The organism is Bacteroidales bacterium (genome assembly GCA_014860575.1).
Classification (GTDB): Bacteria; Bacteroidota; Bacteroidia; order Bacteroidales; family JAAYJT01; genus JAAYJT01.
This window is the reverse complement of the sequence record JACZJK010000052.1, coordinates 26,931-42,948: the sequence shown is the minus strand read 5'-3', so window position 1 is coordinate 42,948 and position 16,018 is coordinate 26,931. Positions and strand designations below refer to the sequence as shown.

Here is a 16,018-nt window from a genome sequence, read left to right as displayed (position 1 = left end):
ATAGTGCGAAAATGAAACATAGCCAGCCTATTTTTGTTATAATTTCGCGGGTAAATAGCAAAGTGCTATAAAACCTTTACTATTATGGCATCGCGTTTGATTGGATGACTGCTCTTAGGCAAAACTGCAAACACCTGATTTGCTATAATTGCTAAACAGATGATTATAAGGAATTAACATATTATACAAATAAATGGAAGCAAAATTTTCGCAACGAGTAAAAGACGTTTTGACATACAGTCGTGAGGAAGCAATGCGGCTTGGCAATGATGCTGTGGGGGTTGAACACTTACTGTTAGGAATTATTCGGGAAGGTGATGGCAAAGCAATACACATACTCAACGGCCTTGGAGTAGATCTTCAATCACTTCGCAAGTCAATTGAAAGCGCTGTGATGATCCCTAACAAGAAGATCAGCCTCAACGATAATCTGCCACTCATAAAACAAGCCGAACGCGCGCTGAAAATCACCTACCTTGAAGCCAAGGTTTTTAGTAGCGAAGTAATTGGAACTGAACACCTTCTGCTTGCTATTCTGAAAGATGAAGACAATGTGGTTTCACAGTCATTCAGTCGTTTTGGCATTAATTATCATGTGATTAAAGAAGAATTGACCAATATGATAGCCAACGACAAAGGAGAGATCAAACCAGACATTTTTTCTGAACTCCCGGGCAATACAGCCGATGACGATCCAGAAGACAGGGCATTTGGCGGAAGCGCAAAGAAACCAACTGAATCGAAATCAAAGACACCAGTTTTGGATAATTTCGGCCGCGACCTTACGCGTGCCGCTGAAGAAGGTCGTTTGGATCCTATTGTTGGAAGGGAAAAAGAACTGGAAAGAATTGCCCAGATACTTAGTCGTCGCAAGAAAAACAACCCTGTCCTTATTGGTGAACCCGGAGTTGGAAAATCAGCCATTGCTGAAGGTTTAGCATTGAGAATAATAAATCGAAAGGTTTCCAGGGCGCTTTTCAACAAACGTGTGTTTACACTTGATCTTGCTTCAATAGTTGCTGGTACAAAATACCGCGGCCAGTTTGAAGAACGCATGAAGGCGGTGCTGAACGAGCTGGAGAAAAACAGGAACATTATACTCTTTATTGATGAAATCCACACAATTGTTGGCGCAGGCAATGCATCAGGTTCGCTTGATGCATCCAATATGTTTAAACCTGCACTGGCCCGTGGTGAAATTCAATGCATTGGAGCAACTACCCTTGATGAATACCGTCAGTATATAGAAAAAGATGGGGCCTTGGAACGCCGTTTTCAGAAGATCATGGTTGATCCTACAACCCCGGAAGAAACTGTTGAAATTCTTCATAATATCAAAGAAAAGTATGAGGACCATCATCTGGTTCAATACACTGATGATGCAATCAAATCATGCGTTTCGTTGACACAACGCTACATTACCGATAGGTATTTACCTGACAAGGCTATTGATGCGCTTGACGAGGCCGGATCGAGGGTGCACATCACAAATATCCGGGTTCCCAGCGAAATAATCACCATTGAAGAACGGATAGAAGAAGTTAAGGTAAAGAAAACCAGGGCAATTGGAAGTCAAAAGTTTGAAGAAGCTGCCGAATTTCGCGATATGGAACGCAAACTTCAGCATGAGTTGGAAAATGCTAAACGCCAATGGGAAGAGGACTCAAAAATACATCGCGAAACAGTTTCGGAAGATAATGTTGCCGAAGTGGTTGCCATGATGACAGGTATTCCGGTTCAGCGAATTGCTCAGAACGAGAGCGAACGCCTTGTTAAAATGGAAGATGAACTGGCAAATTCAGTTATCGGGCAAAATGAAGCGATCAAGAAAGTGGTAAAAGCCATCAGGCGTAACCGCGCTGGCTTGAAGGATCCAAACAAACCAATTGGAACATTTATTTTCCTGGGTCCGACCGGCGTAGGTAAAACTCACCTTGCCAAGGTGCTTGCAAAATATTTGTTTGATACAACCGATGCACTGGTTCGCATTGACATGAGTGAATACATGGAGAAATTCGCCGTATCGCGCCTGGTAGGAGCGCCTCCCGGATATGTTGGCTATGAAGAAGGCGGACAACTTACTGAGAAAGTAAGGCGTAAACCCTATTCCATTGTGTTGCTCGATGAAATCGAAAAGGCACATCCTGATATTTTCCACCTTTTACTACAGGTTCTTGACGACGGACAACTTACCGATAGCCTGGGAAGGAAAGTAGATTTTAAGAATACAATTCTTATTATGACTTCCAATATCGGATCGCGGCAATTGAAAGATTTTGGTCAGGGCGTAGGTTTTGCAACAACTTCAAGGCGTGACGCCAGTTCTGATTATGCCCGCAGCATTATTGAAAATGCATTGAAGAAAACCTTTGCGCCGGAGTTTATCAACCGTATTGATGATATTGTAATCTTTGATCCGCTTGAACGCGAAGCAATTCATAAAATCATTGACCTTGAGCTCTCACATTTATTTGAACGTGTGAACCAAATGGGATACTCCATTGAAGTTACAGAGAAAGCCAAAGATTTCATTGTTGAAAAAGGATGGGATTCGCAGTATGGAGCAAGGCCTCTGAAAAGAGCTATTCAGAAATACATTGAAGATGAATTAGCAGAATCAATTATTTCTTCCAAGACCAAATCAGGCGATCAGATCCTGGTTGACCATGAAGGTGAGGAAGAAAAACTGAAGATTACAACGGTTGTAAAAGAATCTGTAGAATCAAAGTAAGGCTAGATTACAAATCACTCAGCCTTTTGTAAGCTCCCAGGTCTTTTGAATCAAAACTATTGATAAAGCTAACGGCCGAAACATTTTCGGCCCTGGCTTTTCTTACGAAAATTTCTGCAGACTGCACGTACTTGCGATCTCTTTCGGCATCGAGCAATAAGAGATATCCCATGATTGTATTTCCGGCCATTTCAACAAGACGGCGTGCATGGAAATCAAGCATTTCGTTTTCGTCACTTTCAGTAACACGGGCAGCCGTTTTTTCAAACTGGTCGGTCATTTTCAAGAGCGTATTTTTGAGGTAATCAAGTTCGGGGTGAACCGGCCTGGATGCATATTCCTGCATTAGCTTCAAATAAGCGCCGTTACCAACACCTCTTATTGCAGCAACCACCTGCAACTGTGATGTGCCTTCATAAATAGTTGTGATCCGGGCATCGCGGTAAAGTCTTTCAACCGGGAAATCTTTCATGTAGCCGGTTCCGCCATGAATTTGCAAAGCATCATAGGTCACCTGGTTGCAATACTCGCTGGCGAATAATTTGACCAGGGGAGTAAGAATATCAGCATTGCGGGAATAATACTTTTGGTCGACTCGCTCTTCCGCATCCAGTTTGCGCTCTTCGGCCAGAAATGTGTAAGCTTTGTAAACGTCTACAAATCGAGCCGTTTCGTATAGAAGTGTGCGTGTGGCATGGATCTTTGCCTGCATCATGGTCAGCAATTCGTAAATTGCCGGGTACTGGATTATAGGTTTACCAAATTGCTCGCGTTCGTAGGCATATTTCAAGGCTTCACGGTATGCGGCTTCAGCAATGCCAACAGATTGGGCACCAACCCCAAGACGGGCAGAATTCATGAGCGACATCACATATTTTATCAAGCCCATTCGTGTATCGCCAATAAGCGTTGCCGGGGCATTGTTAAAAACCATTTCGCAGGTTGGCGATCCTTTGATACCAAGTTTATTCTCAATCCGGCGAATGTTCACTGCTTTTTCTTTGCGGTCGTAAACGAACAGTGAAAGGCCACGGGCATCGCTGGTTCCATCTTCTGATCTTGCCAGCACCAGCGATATATCCGCATCGCCATTGGTGATAAATCTTTTCACACCATTAAGAAACCAGGTGCTCTTTTTCTCATCAAAAGTAGCTTTCAACTGAACCGATTGCAAGTCGGAACCGGCATCAGGTTCGGTAAGGATCATGGCTGCCGTAGCGCCTTTGTTAAAGCGCGGCAGATATTTGTTCTTTATTTCTTCCGAGGCAAATTCGTGTATGGTTTCAGCACAGTCCTGCAAGCCCCATATATTTGCGAACCCTGCATCGGCACGGGAAACAATTTCAGCGGCTATAACATAAGGAACCATCGGAAAATTCAGGCCATCGTACTTTCTTGGCAGCGACATGCCAACCAAACCAGCTTTTACAAGCACTTCGTGATCTTCCTGAGTTCCGGCTGCATAACGGACTTCGTTGTTGAGCAGCACCGGGCCATCGCGGTCAACACCTTCGGCATTGGGATGTATGGTTTCACCGGCTATTTCGCCAATAATTTCAAGCACTTTTTCATAACTGTCCATGGCATCTTCGAAATCCAGCGGTGCATGGTCGAATTCGTCCCTTTCCTTGAAATCATTTTCCTTGAGCCGGACTATTTTTTTCATCAAAGGGTGATTGAGATGAAATTGCAGGTGTTCGTTATCGTTAAAAAAATTTGCCATCGTTCAATTAATTTTTGTGATCCTGATTACTTTGAATTTGCGCGATAGTATTTGATCATTTTTGGGATGATATCCGCCACATCACCAATGATAGTATAATCAGCGATGCTATTGATCGGAGCGTTCGGATCGGTGTTTATAGAAATGATCTGGCCCGATTGGTCCATCCCGGCTCGGTGTTGCACTGCTCCTGAAATACCGCAAGCAATGTAAAGTTTTGGCCGAACCGTAATCCCAGTTTGTCCAACCTGGCGTTCGTGTTCAACAAAGCCCGCATCAACAGCAGCACGTGAAGCAGCCACTTCCGCTCCCAACACATCGGCAAGCTGAAAGAGCAGATCGAAATTGGCTTTTGAACCAACTCCATATCCGCCGGCCACGAGGATTTGCGCACCCTTGATGTCAATCTTGCTTTTTTCCATGTGGCGCTCAATAATGCTCACGACGAAATCGTCATTGCTGAGAATGGATGCCACATCAATTTCCTTTATTTCTCCCTTATATTCTGCGTCAAAAATTTCTTTTTTCATCACCCCTTCCCTCACGGTAGCCATTTGCGGGCGGGTTTCGGGATTGATGATGGTGGCAATGATATTCCCACCAAAAGCCGGCCTGATCTGATACAACAAGTTTTTAAATTCCTTTTGCGTACGTGTTTCAGTGTGATCGCCAATTTCGAGGCTGGTGCAATCGGCTGTTAACCCGCATCTCAACGCTGATGCGATCCTTGGTGCAAGGTCGCGCCCGATTGAGGTCGCACCAAAGATTGCCACATCGGGTTGTTCCTGTTTGAACACATTGGAAACGATTGCGGCATGAGGCAGCGTGAGGTAAGGAAAGAGGCGTTCATCAATGGCAATATGTGCCACATCAACACCAAATGGAAAAACTGATTCTGCAGCTTTGCTTACCTGATCATTTCCAATCAGCACAGCTTCAAGCTTTGTTTTAAGCTGATTTGCAAGTTTGCGGCCTTTTGAAAGCAGTTCGAGGCTTACTTCGGCAACATGGCCTTCTTCTGTTATTTCGCAATAAACAAAAACACTGTTCACTTTAAGTAATTTTAGTTATTAAAATTTTATCCGATTATGTGGGCTTCAATCAGGCTTTTCATTAGTTCTTCAATGCCTTCATCGTTATGGATGACCTGTGTTTCTTTATGTTGCAGCACTACATTCTCAATCTTCTTTACCTTGGTGGGGCTGCCGGACAAACCCAGAAATTCCTGGCTGGCATCAATCTCATCAACACCCCATTCATCAATCTGCAAGTAAGGACGGTTCTGATAAAGCTCAGTATAGTCGCGTATTTCCGATTGCAGTTCAGTAATGGTGCGGGCATGCTTGTATTTCATCAAAAGTTTACCGACCCTTGGCCTGCAGTGCGGTGCGGAATTGTGCACCGTAATTGCAAGTGGCAGCGGCGCTTTCACCGTCTCCACTCCCCTTTCCAGCCTGCGTTTGATAACAATTTCTTTGTAAGTTAGTGAAATGATTTCTTCGGCGTAAGTAACCTGTGGAATTCCAAGTTTTTCAGCCGTTTGCGGACCTACCTGGGCTGTGTCGCCGTCAATGGCTTGACGCCCGCTGATCACGAGGTGGTATGGAGCCAATTTCTTTATCGCCTGCGAAAGCACATAGGAAGTAGCCAGTGTATCACTTCCGGCAAATTTGCGGTCAGTGACCAGATAGCCCCTGTCGGCACCACGATACATTGCCTCACGGATAATTTCGGCAGCACGAGCGGGTCCCATGGTAAGCAATATTACTTCCGCATCCTTATGCATGTCCTTGATGCGCAAAGCTTGTTCAAGTGCGTGAAGGTCCTCGGGGTTAAAAATTGCAGGCAAAGCAGCACGGTTAACAGTGCCGTCGGCCTTCATGGCGTCCTTACCCACATTTCGTGTATCAGGCACCTGTTTGGCCAGGCAGATAATGCGAAAACTCATAGTCTGTTTTTTAGTGGAATTTTGTTTCGAAGAAGGTGCAAAAATAGCAAGATGGAAGCAATCGCCCAAATCAGGATTCAGGCTCGGATGGGTCATTCAAAGGATTCTCATGACAGTCCTTGCATTCCAGACTTTTGTTATACATTTCCATGGCCCTTGCGCTCATACCCATGCTGCTGAAACCGCCATCGTGGAAAAGGTTCTGCATGGTAACCTTGCGGGTCAGATCCGAGAACAAAGTGATACAATAATCCGCACATTCCAGCGCAGTTGCATTTCCCAGGGGCGACATGCGTTCGGTGAAATCCATCAATCCACCGAATCCTTTTACGCCCAAACCGGCCGTGGTTGGCGTTGGTGATTGTGAAATGGTGTTGATACGGATTTTCTTTTCACGACCATAAATGTAGCCAAAGCTACGCGCAATGGATTCCAGCGCTGCCTTGGCATCGGCCATATCGTTGTATTCATAGAGGGTTCGTTGAGCAGCAATATAGGAAAGGCCTACGATAGAACCCCAATCGTTGATGGCATCCAGCTTCTTGGCCGTTTGTATCATTTTGTGAAATGATATTGCAGAAATATCCATTGTTTTAAGGAAGTTCTCGTAATTGATTTCATGATAAGGTATTTTCTTGCGTACATTGGGCGACATGCCGATGGAATGCAGTACAAAGTCAAACTTTCCACCAAAATGATCCAGTGTCTGCTCAAATAAAGCTTCCAGATCGCTGACGCTGGTGGCATCGGCGGCGACCAACTTACTTGAAGTTTTTTCGGCAAGTTCGTCAATGGTTCCCATTCTGAGGGCGATGGGCGTGTTTGTGAGAACAAGGCTTGCGCCTTCTTCGTGGGCGCGTTCGGCCACTTTCCAGGCAATGGACAATTCGTTGAGCGCTCCAAAAATCAAACCTTTTTTCCCTTGTAATAAATTGTTTGCCATTGTGTTCGTATTAATTCACTAATAGATAATCATGAATGTAAAGTCATGAAACAGGATTTGCGGGCGTAAAAATAGCAAAAAATCACATTCGCTTATTTGAATATATGGTTTTCATTCCAACAATTCCTTTGCCTTCATCATCGAAATTTCGGATACATTCTCATCGCTAAGCATTTTCGCAATTTCCAAAATGCGATCCTCATGGTTCAGCGTCCTTATATTTGAAAGTGTTGCGTGATCTCCGGATTCCTTGTAAACCAATAAATGATTTGATGCCTTGCCCGCAATCTGGGGCAGGTGAGTGATGGTGAGCAACTGCAGGGTTTTGGACATATTCAGCATCATCGAGCCCATTTTTGCCGCAATTTCGCCTGATATTCCCACATCAATTTCATCGAAGATCAGGGTTGGAAGTTTCTTCTTGCTTGACAAAAGGTATTTTACCGCCAGCATCAATCTTGATAATTCGCCACCGGAAGCAATGGACGAAACTTCCTTGAGGTTCCCACCTTTGTTCGCATTAAAAAGCAGTTTGACTTTTTCAGAACCATCAGGACCGGGTTCTTGCAACGGTTCAATAATAAGCTGAACTTTTGCATCAGGCATACCAAGTTGCCTGACCATTGTGGTCAGTTCATCTGAAACCAGTTGGGTGGTTGCCTGCCTTCCTGCGCTGAGTTGTTGGTTCAGAAGAGTTAATTGATCCAGCTTTTTAGCAATTTCGGCTTTTACAAGAGGAATTTTATCCTCAAGCGAAACAATATTGTTCAGCTTCTCATTGAGTTTAGAAGCGATCCTGAGCAGTTCTTCAATGCCCGAAACATGATGCTTTTGCTCAAGCTGATAAATTAAACTTAAGCGTTGGTTTAACTGCTCAAGCTTTTCGGGTTCATAAACCACCGATGTTTCTAGCTGGTTGATTTCCTGGTCAATATCTTTGAGTTCGATAAACACCGACTCTAACCTTTGCAAGAGGTTCGCACCCTCAGAATAGTATGCGCTTACTTTTTTTAAAAGACTCGCAGATTCAGCAATTTTGCCAAGTAAACTGTTTTCCTCATTGCTAAACAAATGTTTTACCTGAAGCAAATATGTTTTTATTTCTTCAGCATGGGTCTGAACCTCCAGCTGTTCTTCAAGTTCTTCTTTTTCTCCTGGTTGCAGGCGCGCCTTGTTGATTTCGGTTAGCTGGAAATTAAGATAATCCTGATCCTTTTTTGCATTTATCTCGTCCTGTTGCAGATGTCGCAAATCATTTGTCAGTAATTGCAAACCTTTATATTCTGCCTGATAGGTTTTCAGTAAGCTGTTATGACCTGCATATTCATCGGCGATGCTGAGTTGAAAAGCAGGATCGTTTAGGGCAAGAATGGCATGCTGTGAGTGAATGTCGACAAGCTTTTCACCCAGTTCGCGAACCAGGTTCAGGTTCACAGGAGTATCATTGATGAAAGCCCGCGATTTACCTGCAGGTGTAATCTCACGCCGAATAACTATTGAATCATCATAATCCAGGTCATTGTGGTCAAAAAAGCTTCGCAGATTATAATCTTTTCCGTAAAATAACCCTTCGATAATGCATTTTGCATCTTTATCAAGCAATACATTTGAATCGGCCCGCTGACCCAGAATAAGTGATAATGCACCAATCAGGATTGATTTTCCTGCGCCGGTTTCGCCGGTAATAACTGTAAATCCATTGTTGAAGCTGATAGAGAGTTGCTGGATCAGCGTATAATTTTCAATGGTAAGTTGCTGCAACATGCGGATAAGATTATGGCAGCGGCGAAGTTATGAAAAACATGAACCGGAAACGAAAACCGTGTTATTCTTTGGTGGTTAAAATGCGATCGTATGTTGAGGCCTGCGAAGGATCCAATTCTTTCAGGATATTCACTGCCCTGGGTTTGTCCATCTGGCTTGCCTGTGAGTAAACATTCACAAACTCATCGCGCTTTGATTCCATGAAAAGTTGCAGCACAAACAGTCCTGGACGGTTTCTGTGAGCACGTTGCAACAATTCAAGACTTTCGGTTATGGCAAGGCGTCCCATTTCAAGATTTTCTGACATCGCATCCATTCCCCTGCGGTGATATACATAGTTGGCTTCCCGTATTTGACCATAAGCACTGTTGAGTGTATTTTCCATAAGCCAGTAACGGTTACGCTGGCTTTCAAAGGCTTTCCAGCCTCTCTCAGGTGCATTTTGAGCAGCCGTGACCACAGCCATCGCCTTTTCAAAAAATGGTGTTCCACCAAAGCGGGCAAACGAATCGCCGTCGAAGCCTAGAAATACATACGCATAATAAGCCAGAATAGACGTCAGGTTCGAAGTATGGGAACCTTCAGAAAACTCCAGAGGTTGCTGATCAACATATTTGATGTGAAAATCGCGGTCAACCCAGTTAAAAAGTATGCTGTTATAATTGGTGTTAAAAACCGGGCGACGTAGAATCACATTGATCCTTCCCTTGAATTCATCGCTGGCAACCCGCTCGGAAAGTGTGATCATTATCGTACCTTCAATCCGCTCTTCGGGTTTATATTGAAAACTCGTCCAGTTTTGCTGGTTCATAAATTCAGAAATAGCTGTCTGAAGGTTTTGAAACACCCGTTGATCAGTGCCTTCCAGTTGCTGCGAATTAATTGAAACAGTAATATTGAGTTCCTGCGATTTTGATGAAAAGCTAATGAGAACCAGCAGGATGACTATTAAATTCTTCATAATGGACGAGTTATGTATGCGTTTTCGGATAGCAGAACTAAGCCTTGAAATCATAAATAAAATCCGCAATATCAGCGGCCACCTGAGATTTGGCTTTTAGGTCGTATTCCTTCACATTACCCGAACGGTCGAGGATGCTTACTTTATTTGTTTCAGTTTTGAATCCGGAACCTGGTTCGCGTAATGAGTTTAGAACGATAATGTCAGCGTTTTTATTTTGCAACTTCTTGCGGGCATTGGCAAGCTCATTTTCAGTTTCAAGTGCGAACCCAACGATGATCTGTCCGGGTTTCCTGTTTTTCGATAGCTGGCTCAGTATATCAGTAGTCGGTTTCAGATCAATACTCAGATTACTTTCGCTTTTCTTTATTTTCTGATCGCTCATTTGAACAGGCTGGTAATCGGCAACTGCAGCAGCCATGATGATAATATCAGCTTGTCCTGAATATTGCTGGCAGGCATCAAGCATTTGCTCAGCAGAAGTAACATCAATGCGGTTTATCTCATTTGAATTTGTTGATAAATGAATCGGTCCTGAGATTAGTGTCACCGTTGCTCCTCTCTGTGCCATGGTTTCTGCAAGGGCAAATCCCATTTTACCCGAAGAATAATTTCCAATAAAACGTACAGGGTCAATATTTTCAAAAGTTGGCCCGGCAGTGATCAACACTTTTTTTCCTTCAAATGATTTTAACGGCTTAAAAAAATCTGCTATGATTTTTGCCATCTCTTCCGGTTCTTCCATTCGGCCTGCTCCACACAAACCACTGGCTAATTCGCCTTCGCGTGGTTCAATCAGTCGGTGACCAAAGGTTCTGATAATTTCGATGTTACGTTGAGTTGTCGGATGTTTGTACATATCCAGGTCCATTGCCGGTGCAAAGAAAACAGGGCAACGGGTCGCGAGATAGGTTGTCATCAGAAGATTATCAGCGATACCCATCGCCATTTTTGCCAGTGTATTGGCCGAAACAGGCGCGATCAGGAAGATATCAGCCCAATTTCCCAATTCAATGTGGCTGTTCCATACACCAGTACGTTTATCAAATGGATCAATAAATACCGGAGATTCTGAGAGCGTTGAAATCGTGAGTGGGGTCACAAAATCAGTAGAGGCTTCAGTCATAATAACTTTGAATTCAGCGCCGGATTTTTTAAGCAAACGGATCAGCAAAGGTATTTTATAGGCAGCAATGCTACCAGTAATACCGATCAGAATCCTTCGCCCTTTCAGTGACATCAGGTTGTAATTTGGTGCGAACCGGATAAAATGCTACAGTTGCTTCAAGGGATTGCGATAGTAGATTTTATCGTTGATAAACTCATTGATTGAAATGAGTGTAGGTTTGGGAAGTTGTTCGTAAAAGCGGGCAATTTCAATCTGCTCCCTGTTTTCAAAAACTTCCTCAAGATTATCGGTAGGAGATGCAAACTCTGATAGTTTCCGATCAAGTTCTTCTTTCATTTCCAGCGATATCTGATTGGCACGTTTGGATAAAACAACAACCGATTCGTAAATATTACCGGTTGGATCGTGCAAATCGGAGAGGTTGCGTGTAACAGTTGTTGGAATAACCTTTAATCTTTTATAATCCATATTATTGTATTGATTGATTAGCTTGTGAACTTAACTGCCGAAGCACATTTTTCTGAATCTGGTTTGCTTCGCGCAAATAACTGCTGGCCGGGAATTGGGCAATGAAATTATCATAAGCTTCGAGGGCTTCCTTATAACGTTCTTCCCTTCTCTCGTCTATACTCTTTGATGCATAATCATAGTGGGCCTTGAGTTTGGTGAACATGATTTCCTCGCGGTAATCAGTATCAGGAAAGTTTTTCAGAATATTTTTAAAAGCTGTGATGGCTGCTGTATAGTTCTCCATTTTGTAGTAAAGCCGGGCAATTTCTACTTCCTTGATCTCAAGTTTTGAGCGTAGGTCGTCAATTAACTTATTGCCCTCGCTCACCCTTTCGCTTTGCGGATATTTGTTAATAAAAAGCTGGAGTTCATCAATGGCTTCCCTGGTGTTGGTTTGATCCAGGGTATGCTTAGGTGAGTCAAGATATTTGCAATAGGCGCTCATAAATGTGCATTCCTCAACATACTGGCTGCGGGGGAATGTAGAGATGAAGCGTTTGAAATAAAAACTTGCAAGAACGTAATCCTTCTGCTTGTAATGCGCGTAAGCATAATGATAGGCAATGGTTTCAGCACGATCGGTTCCCCTGTAAAAGGGAATTACCTGATCAAAAAGCTGAATAGCCCTGTAATGATCGCCCTGATTGTAATAAACAAATGCACTTTGATACTTCTCTTCGTAATCAGTACTTTTTAGCAAACGCTGGTATTTACTGCAGGAAGTGGCAATCAATCCGGTTAACAAAGCTAAAGCGAAGATTTTTTTAAACATGCGGCAAAATTAATACTTTATTCATACAGAATTAACAACAACGGCGATGAAGCAATGTTATTTTTGCGAACTCATATAAAGCGGCTAATTTTGCACCCGGTTAAACTATCCAAATGCTGAATAAACTCGACACGCGCGCAACATTCATTGCAATCATGCATTCATTGGCCTTTTTTCTGATCGCATACCTGATTATCTGGTTTTTGAAGGATCTGACAACAGTGCTCATCGCCAATGGGCTTGAAATACCAACTGTTTGGTATTATCATCGTATTGATTTCATGATCCCGCAGTCTTTCTGGAATGCCGACCTGGTAAAGCTAACATTTTCGGGAGCGCCTGTTATTAGCCTCATACTTGCCTTGCTCTGCCTTGTTGCATATTACAGCGTAATGGATCTTGATGGTATTTTGAAGCTTGTGTTTTTATGGGGCTTTATTCATGGCTGGACAGGTTTTTTCGGTTCAGTGTTTGTTGGAACCCTCACCAATACCGGGTTCGGACATGTGGTGACCTGGCTTTACCTCAACGACACCGCCAGGTTAACCACCAACCTGGTTTCGCTGTTCATGTTATTCTTTGGCGGGTTTATAATCGCGAGGCCAACACTGATCTCTGCCAATTACTATCTTAATTTCCTGCCCGATCAATCACGCAACCGTTTTCTGTTGGCTCAGGCGATACTGCCTGCAATCATCGGCCTCGGTATGCTCGTGCTGCTAAGGATCCCGGCATCGTTTGAAGACCAAATGATTCCGTTCACTGCTCTCTTAGTGATTCTGCCAATATTTATGAGACGGTATCATTTCCCTGAAATGTATTTTGACAACAAACCCATCGTGCTCCGATTGGAATGGATTTATGTTATACTCGCCATCATATTCACCCTTATCTTCCGGCTGATTTTTGAATTTGGGATCAGATCAGGACATTAAAGAATGTAGATTTTCATTACTGCAACTCCCAATGTGTTCTGAACCTTCAACAAGTATATTCCTTCCGTTACCGAGGAAACGTCAATGAATATCCGGGGTGAATCAACTTCCAAATGAATTATTTTCTGACCCATCAAAGAAAACAGTTCTACATTTCCAAGATCATTGCTGGATTCAATTTGGAGTATGCCATTAGTAACCGGGTTCGGATAAACTTTAAGTGAAAGCCTTGAATTGAATCTTGCCATACCTACACCTTCATCAACCTGAATATAGTTTTGGATAGTTTTTGTATCGCTTCCCTGGTTATTACTGACTTCAAGTGTAACGGAGTATAATCCTGGCGTATCGTAAATGACCATTGGATTTTTTAATGTGCTCGTGGCAGGTGTTCCACCATCAAAATGCCATAAATGATTCGTTGGAAAACCTGAAGAAAGGTTCGAAAAGATAATTGTATCACCTTCAGTTATATGGGTTACACTTGCCTGAAAATCTGCCACTGGTTGCACAGCCAGAGGTTCGCATTCAATAAATGCTTTCCAACCGGCATTATTAACCGAGTTGTCGGATTTAAAACTGAATGTAAGCGCGCCTCCGGCATTTGTTGCAGTAATCAATCCCGGAGAATTGTTACCACACCAGGTTCCCATTAACGTAGCTGATGTATTGGCTCCATCATAGATTTTCAGCCAATCATACGCACAATTGGCATTGGCCTCAACATCGAAAAATGAAAAATCAACCTTGATTTTTGCACCGCTGCTGGCCGGAAGAAAAGTTAGCGTATAATTCTCATTGCTGCTGTAATTGCCATTGGGTCCACCAGAGTCGTAAAAATTAGCAAGACAGGTAGTATGTGTTCCGTTGGCTATATTAAACGAAGGTGCAACTTTTATATAATTGTGTTTGATGATGGTGTCAGTACCAGTGCTGCTTGACACCACCAACATTACATCATACACTCCTGCATTCTGGTATGTTATCACTGGGTTCTGTGCAGTTGACACCATTGGATTGCCTCCGTCAAAATACCAGCTTCGGGATGTGATGTTGCCACAACTTGCATCAGAAAATGTTGTTTGCTGACCTGGCGAAATGGTTGTTGCACTAGCTTCAAAATCTGCAAGCAGAGGTAAAGCAAGCATTTCCACATTTTGCCATGTAACTTCCCGGTTACTTACCGAAACATTGGGAAAAGTTATACTTTCGTAGCAAGGGGCAGAAAAAGTGAGGGAATAGGTTCCGGCAAAAAGGAAGCGATGGTAGTTGCCGGCCTCGGCACTGCTGTAAACAAAGGAGTTGTTGTTATCGTGGCCTATAATTTCAACCCTGGCCCTGATTGGCGCGCCCGTTACTGAGTTCGTTACTGTTCCCCTAATCCCATACAGCGATTGCTCCATATAATTAAAGTAAGAACGGTAATTATAATTCCAGAATGTTGGCAACTGGGAAGCAGGAGGTGTTTTGGTATTGGTGAGTTCGAGGGTAAATTCACGGCATTGATGAAAGTAATTCATATAATCCTGGCGTCCGCCGGTGATTGTATACCAGGCATAGCCATTTGTAATACCTGAGTCAAATCCACGGAAGTAAGGTGGCGGGCTAAAGGCATGAACCGTGTCGGCATATTCGCGCATGGTGTAAACCCACCAGGCATTATCGGCACTTAATTGCTGCCAGGTGTCCCAGGGGTAGTTGCAAACTTCTGCTCCGCCGTGCATATTCGCGGAAATATTGAATTTGTATTGTTCTGCAAAATCCATAAAGAAGACGGTTTCCGGCTGCCATGCATTGCCATCAGGGTTTGGGCCTGCAACGGGGTCCGGATAGTTTCGGTTAAGGTCAACATTGTTAGCATTTCTGCGCACCGCTCCTGATACCGTGTGGTTGCCGCCTTTGTAAGTGCCATCAGGATTTGCGTTGGGGTTGATCCAGATATCTATACTATCAACCAGCCGCGTTACGTATGGATTGCTTCCGTAATTGGAAAGCAGATAATCAATCATTTGAAGACTGTTGACAAACCCTGTTAGTTCATCCCCGTGTATGGATGAAGTATAGAGGAACCTTGGTTTTTCATTTACTTCTCCCACATCTTTTGATATCCGGGCAACCAATAGCTGGCGTCCGCTTGCCAGGGTTCCAATATTATGGACTTCACAAAGGGCAGGAAAATCAGTTTCAAAGTCGTTCATGAGTGCAACATATCCCTCGTAGGTTGGATAAAAGTTCCAATCGCTGAGACCCTTTATTTCATCATAACCTTTGGCTATATCAGTAATTTGTTCGGCTGGATGTGGCAGAAAGTTATACTCAATACCAAATTCAAGAAATGCCATGAACTCCTTAAGGCTCGCATTGGCAATAATTGAATCACCCACGATTTTATCAATAGAAATAATACCTGAGAGTTTTGTCATTTCAATGTCGGAAACGGTTCGGAAAGTGAAATACTTTTCACCTTTTGCTTCAAACTGTGAAGCAATGTCCTGGGCATTCAGTGATGTAAAAAGAAAACTGCTGAATATTAGCAATACCATTTTTTGAGATAAAAACTTTTTCATAAAAATGTTAATTTAACGATAGTCAAGTGTTTAAT

The 16,018-nt window shown here is 43.2% G+C and carries 12 protein-coding genes; 2 read left to right on the top strand and 10 right to left on the bottom strand.

Annotated features, from left to right (window positions below):
* Positions 1-193: 193 nt before the first annotated feature.
* Positions 194-2,731 carry an ATP-dependent Clp protease ATP-binding subunit gene (locus IH597_13850; GenBank protein ID MBE0663537.1) on the top strand — a complete coding sequence of 846 codons (2,538 nt, stop codon included), beginning with the start codon at positions 194-196 and terminating at the stop codon, positions 2,729-2,731.
* A 7-nt stretch (positions 2,732-2,738) separates the two neighbouring features.
* On the opposite strand, the gene IH597_13845 is transcribed toward IH597_13850, so the two are convergent.
* The 9 genes from IH597_13845 to bamD all read right to left on the bottom strand — a co-directional run bounded on the left by IH597_13845 (position 2,739) and on the right by bamD (position 12,481).
* Entirely contained in the window at positions 2,739-4,454 is a 1,716-nt protein-coding gene (locus IH597_13845; GenBank protein ID MBE0663536.1) for an acyl-CoA dehydrogenase family protein, read from the bottom strand.
* A gap of 26 nt (positions 4,455-4,480) precedes the next feature.
* Entirely contained in the window at positions 4,481-5,506 is a 1,026-nt protein-coding gene (locus IH597_13840) for an electron transfer flavoprotein subunit alpha/FixB family protein (GenBank protein ID MBE0663535.1), read from the bottom strand.
* Positions 5,507-5,532: 26 nt separating this feature from the next.
* Positions 5,533-6,402 (bottom strand): electron transfer flavoprotein subunit beta/FixA family protein, encoded by an 870-nt coding sequence (locus tag IH597_13835; protein MBE0663534.1) that lies wholly within the window; start codon positions 6,400-6,402, stop codon positions 5,533-5,535.
* Between the two features lie 70 nt (positions 6,403-6,472).
* Positions 6,473-7,345 carry an enoyl-ACP reductase gene (locus tag IH597_13830; GenBank protein MBE0663533.1) on the bottom strand — a complete coding sequence of 291 codons (873 nt, stop codon included), beginning with the start codon at positions 7,343-7,345 and terminating at the stop codon, positions 6,473-6,475.
* A gap of 111 nt (positions 7,346-7,456) precedes the next feature.
* Positions 7,457-9,109: a DNA repair protein RecN gene (recN, locus tag IH597_13825; protein MBE0663532.1), complete on the bottom strand. Its 1,653-nt coding sequence runs from the start codon at positions 9,107-9,109 to the stop codon at positions 7,457-7,459.
* Between the two features lie 61 nt (positions 9,110-9,170).
* Complete coding sequence (locus IH597_13820; protein MBE0663531.1) at positions 9,171-10,070, bottom strand: DUF4835 family protein; 900 nt, start codon at positions 10,068-10,070, stop codon at positions 9,171-9,173.
* Positions 10,071-10,107: 37 nt separating this feature from the next.
* Positions 10,108-11,310, bottom strand: coding sequence for a bifunctional phosphopantothenoylcysteine decarboxylase/phosphopantothenate--cysteine ligase CoaBC (gene coaBC, locus IH597_13815; GenBank protein MBE0663530.1), 1,203 nt, complete (start codon positions 11,308-11,310; stop codon positions 10,108-10,110).
* Between the two features lie 33 nt (positions 11,311-11,343).
* A complete protein-coding gene (locus IH597_13810; protein ID MBE0663529.1) occupies positions 11,344-11,667 on the bottom strand; it encodes a DNA-directed RNA polymerase subunit omega in 324 nt (107 codons plus the stop codon).
* A 1-nt stretch (position 11,668) separates the two neighbouring features.
* Positions 11,669-12,481 carry an outer membrane protein assembly factor BamD gene (gene bamD, locus IH597_13805; GenBank protein ID MBE0663528.1) on the bottom strand — a complete coding sequence of 271 codons (813 nt, stop codon included), beginning with the start codon at positions 12,479-12,481 and terminating at the stop codon, positions 11,669-11,671.
* Between the two features lie 113 nt (positions 12,482-12,594).
* Between bamD and IH597_13800 the strand changes: the two genes are divergently transcribed.
* Positions 12,595-13,416: a hypothetical protein gene (locus IH597_13800; protein MBE0663527.1), complete on the top strand. Its 822-nt coding sequence runs from the start codon at positions 12,595-12,597 to the stop codon at positions 13,414-13,416.
* Here the strand turns inward: IH597_13800 and IH597_13795 are convergent.
* Entirely contained in the window at positions 13,413-15,983 is a 2,571-nt protein-coding gene (locus tag IH597_13795; protein ID MBE0663526.1) for a PKD domain-containing protein, read from the bottom strand. The two genes, IH597_13800 and IH597_13795, sit on opposite strands and share 4 nt — an antisense overlap.
* Positions 15,984-16,018 lie beyond the last annotated feature (35 nt).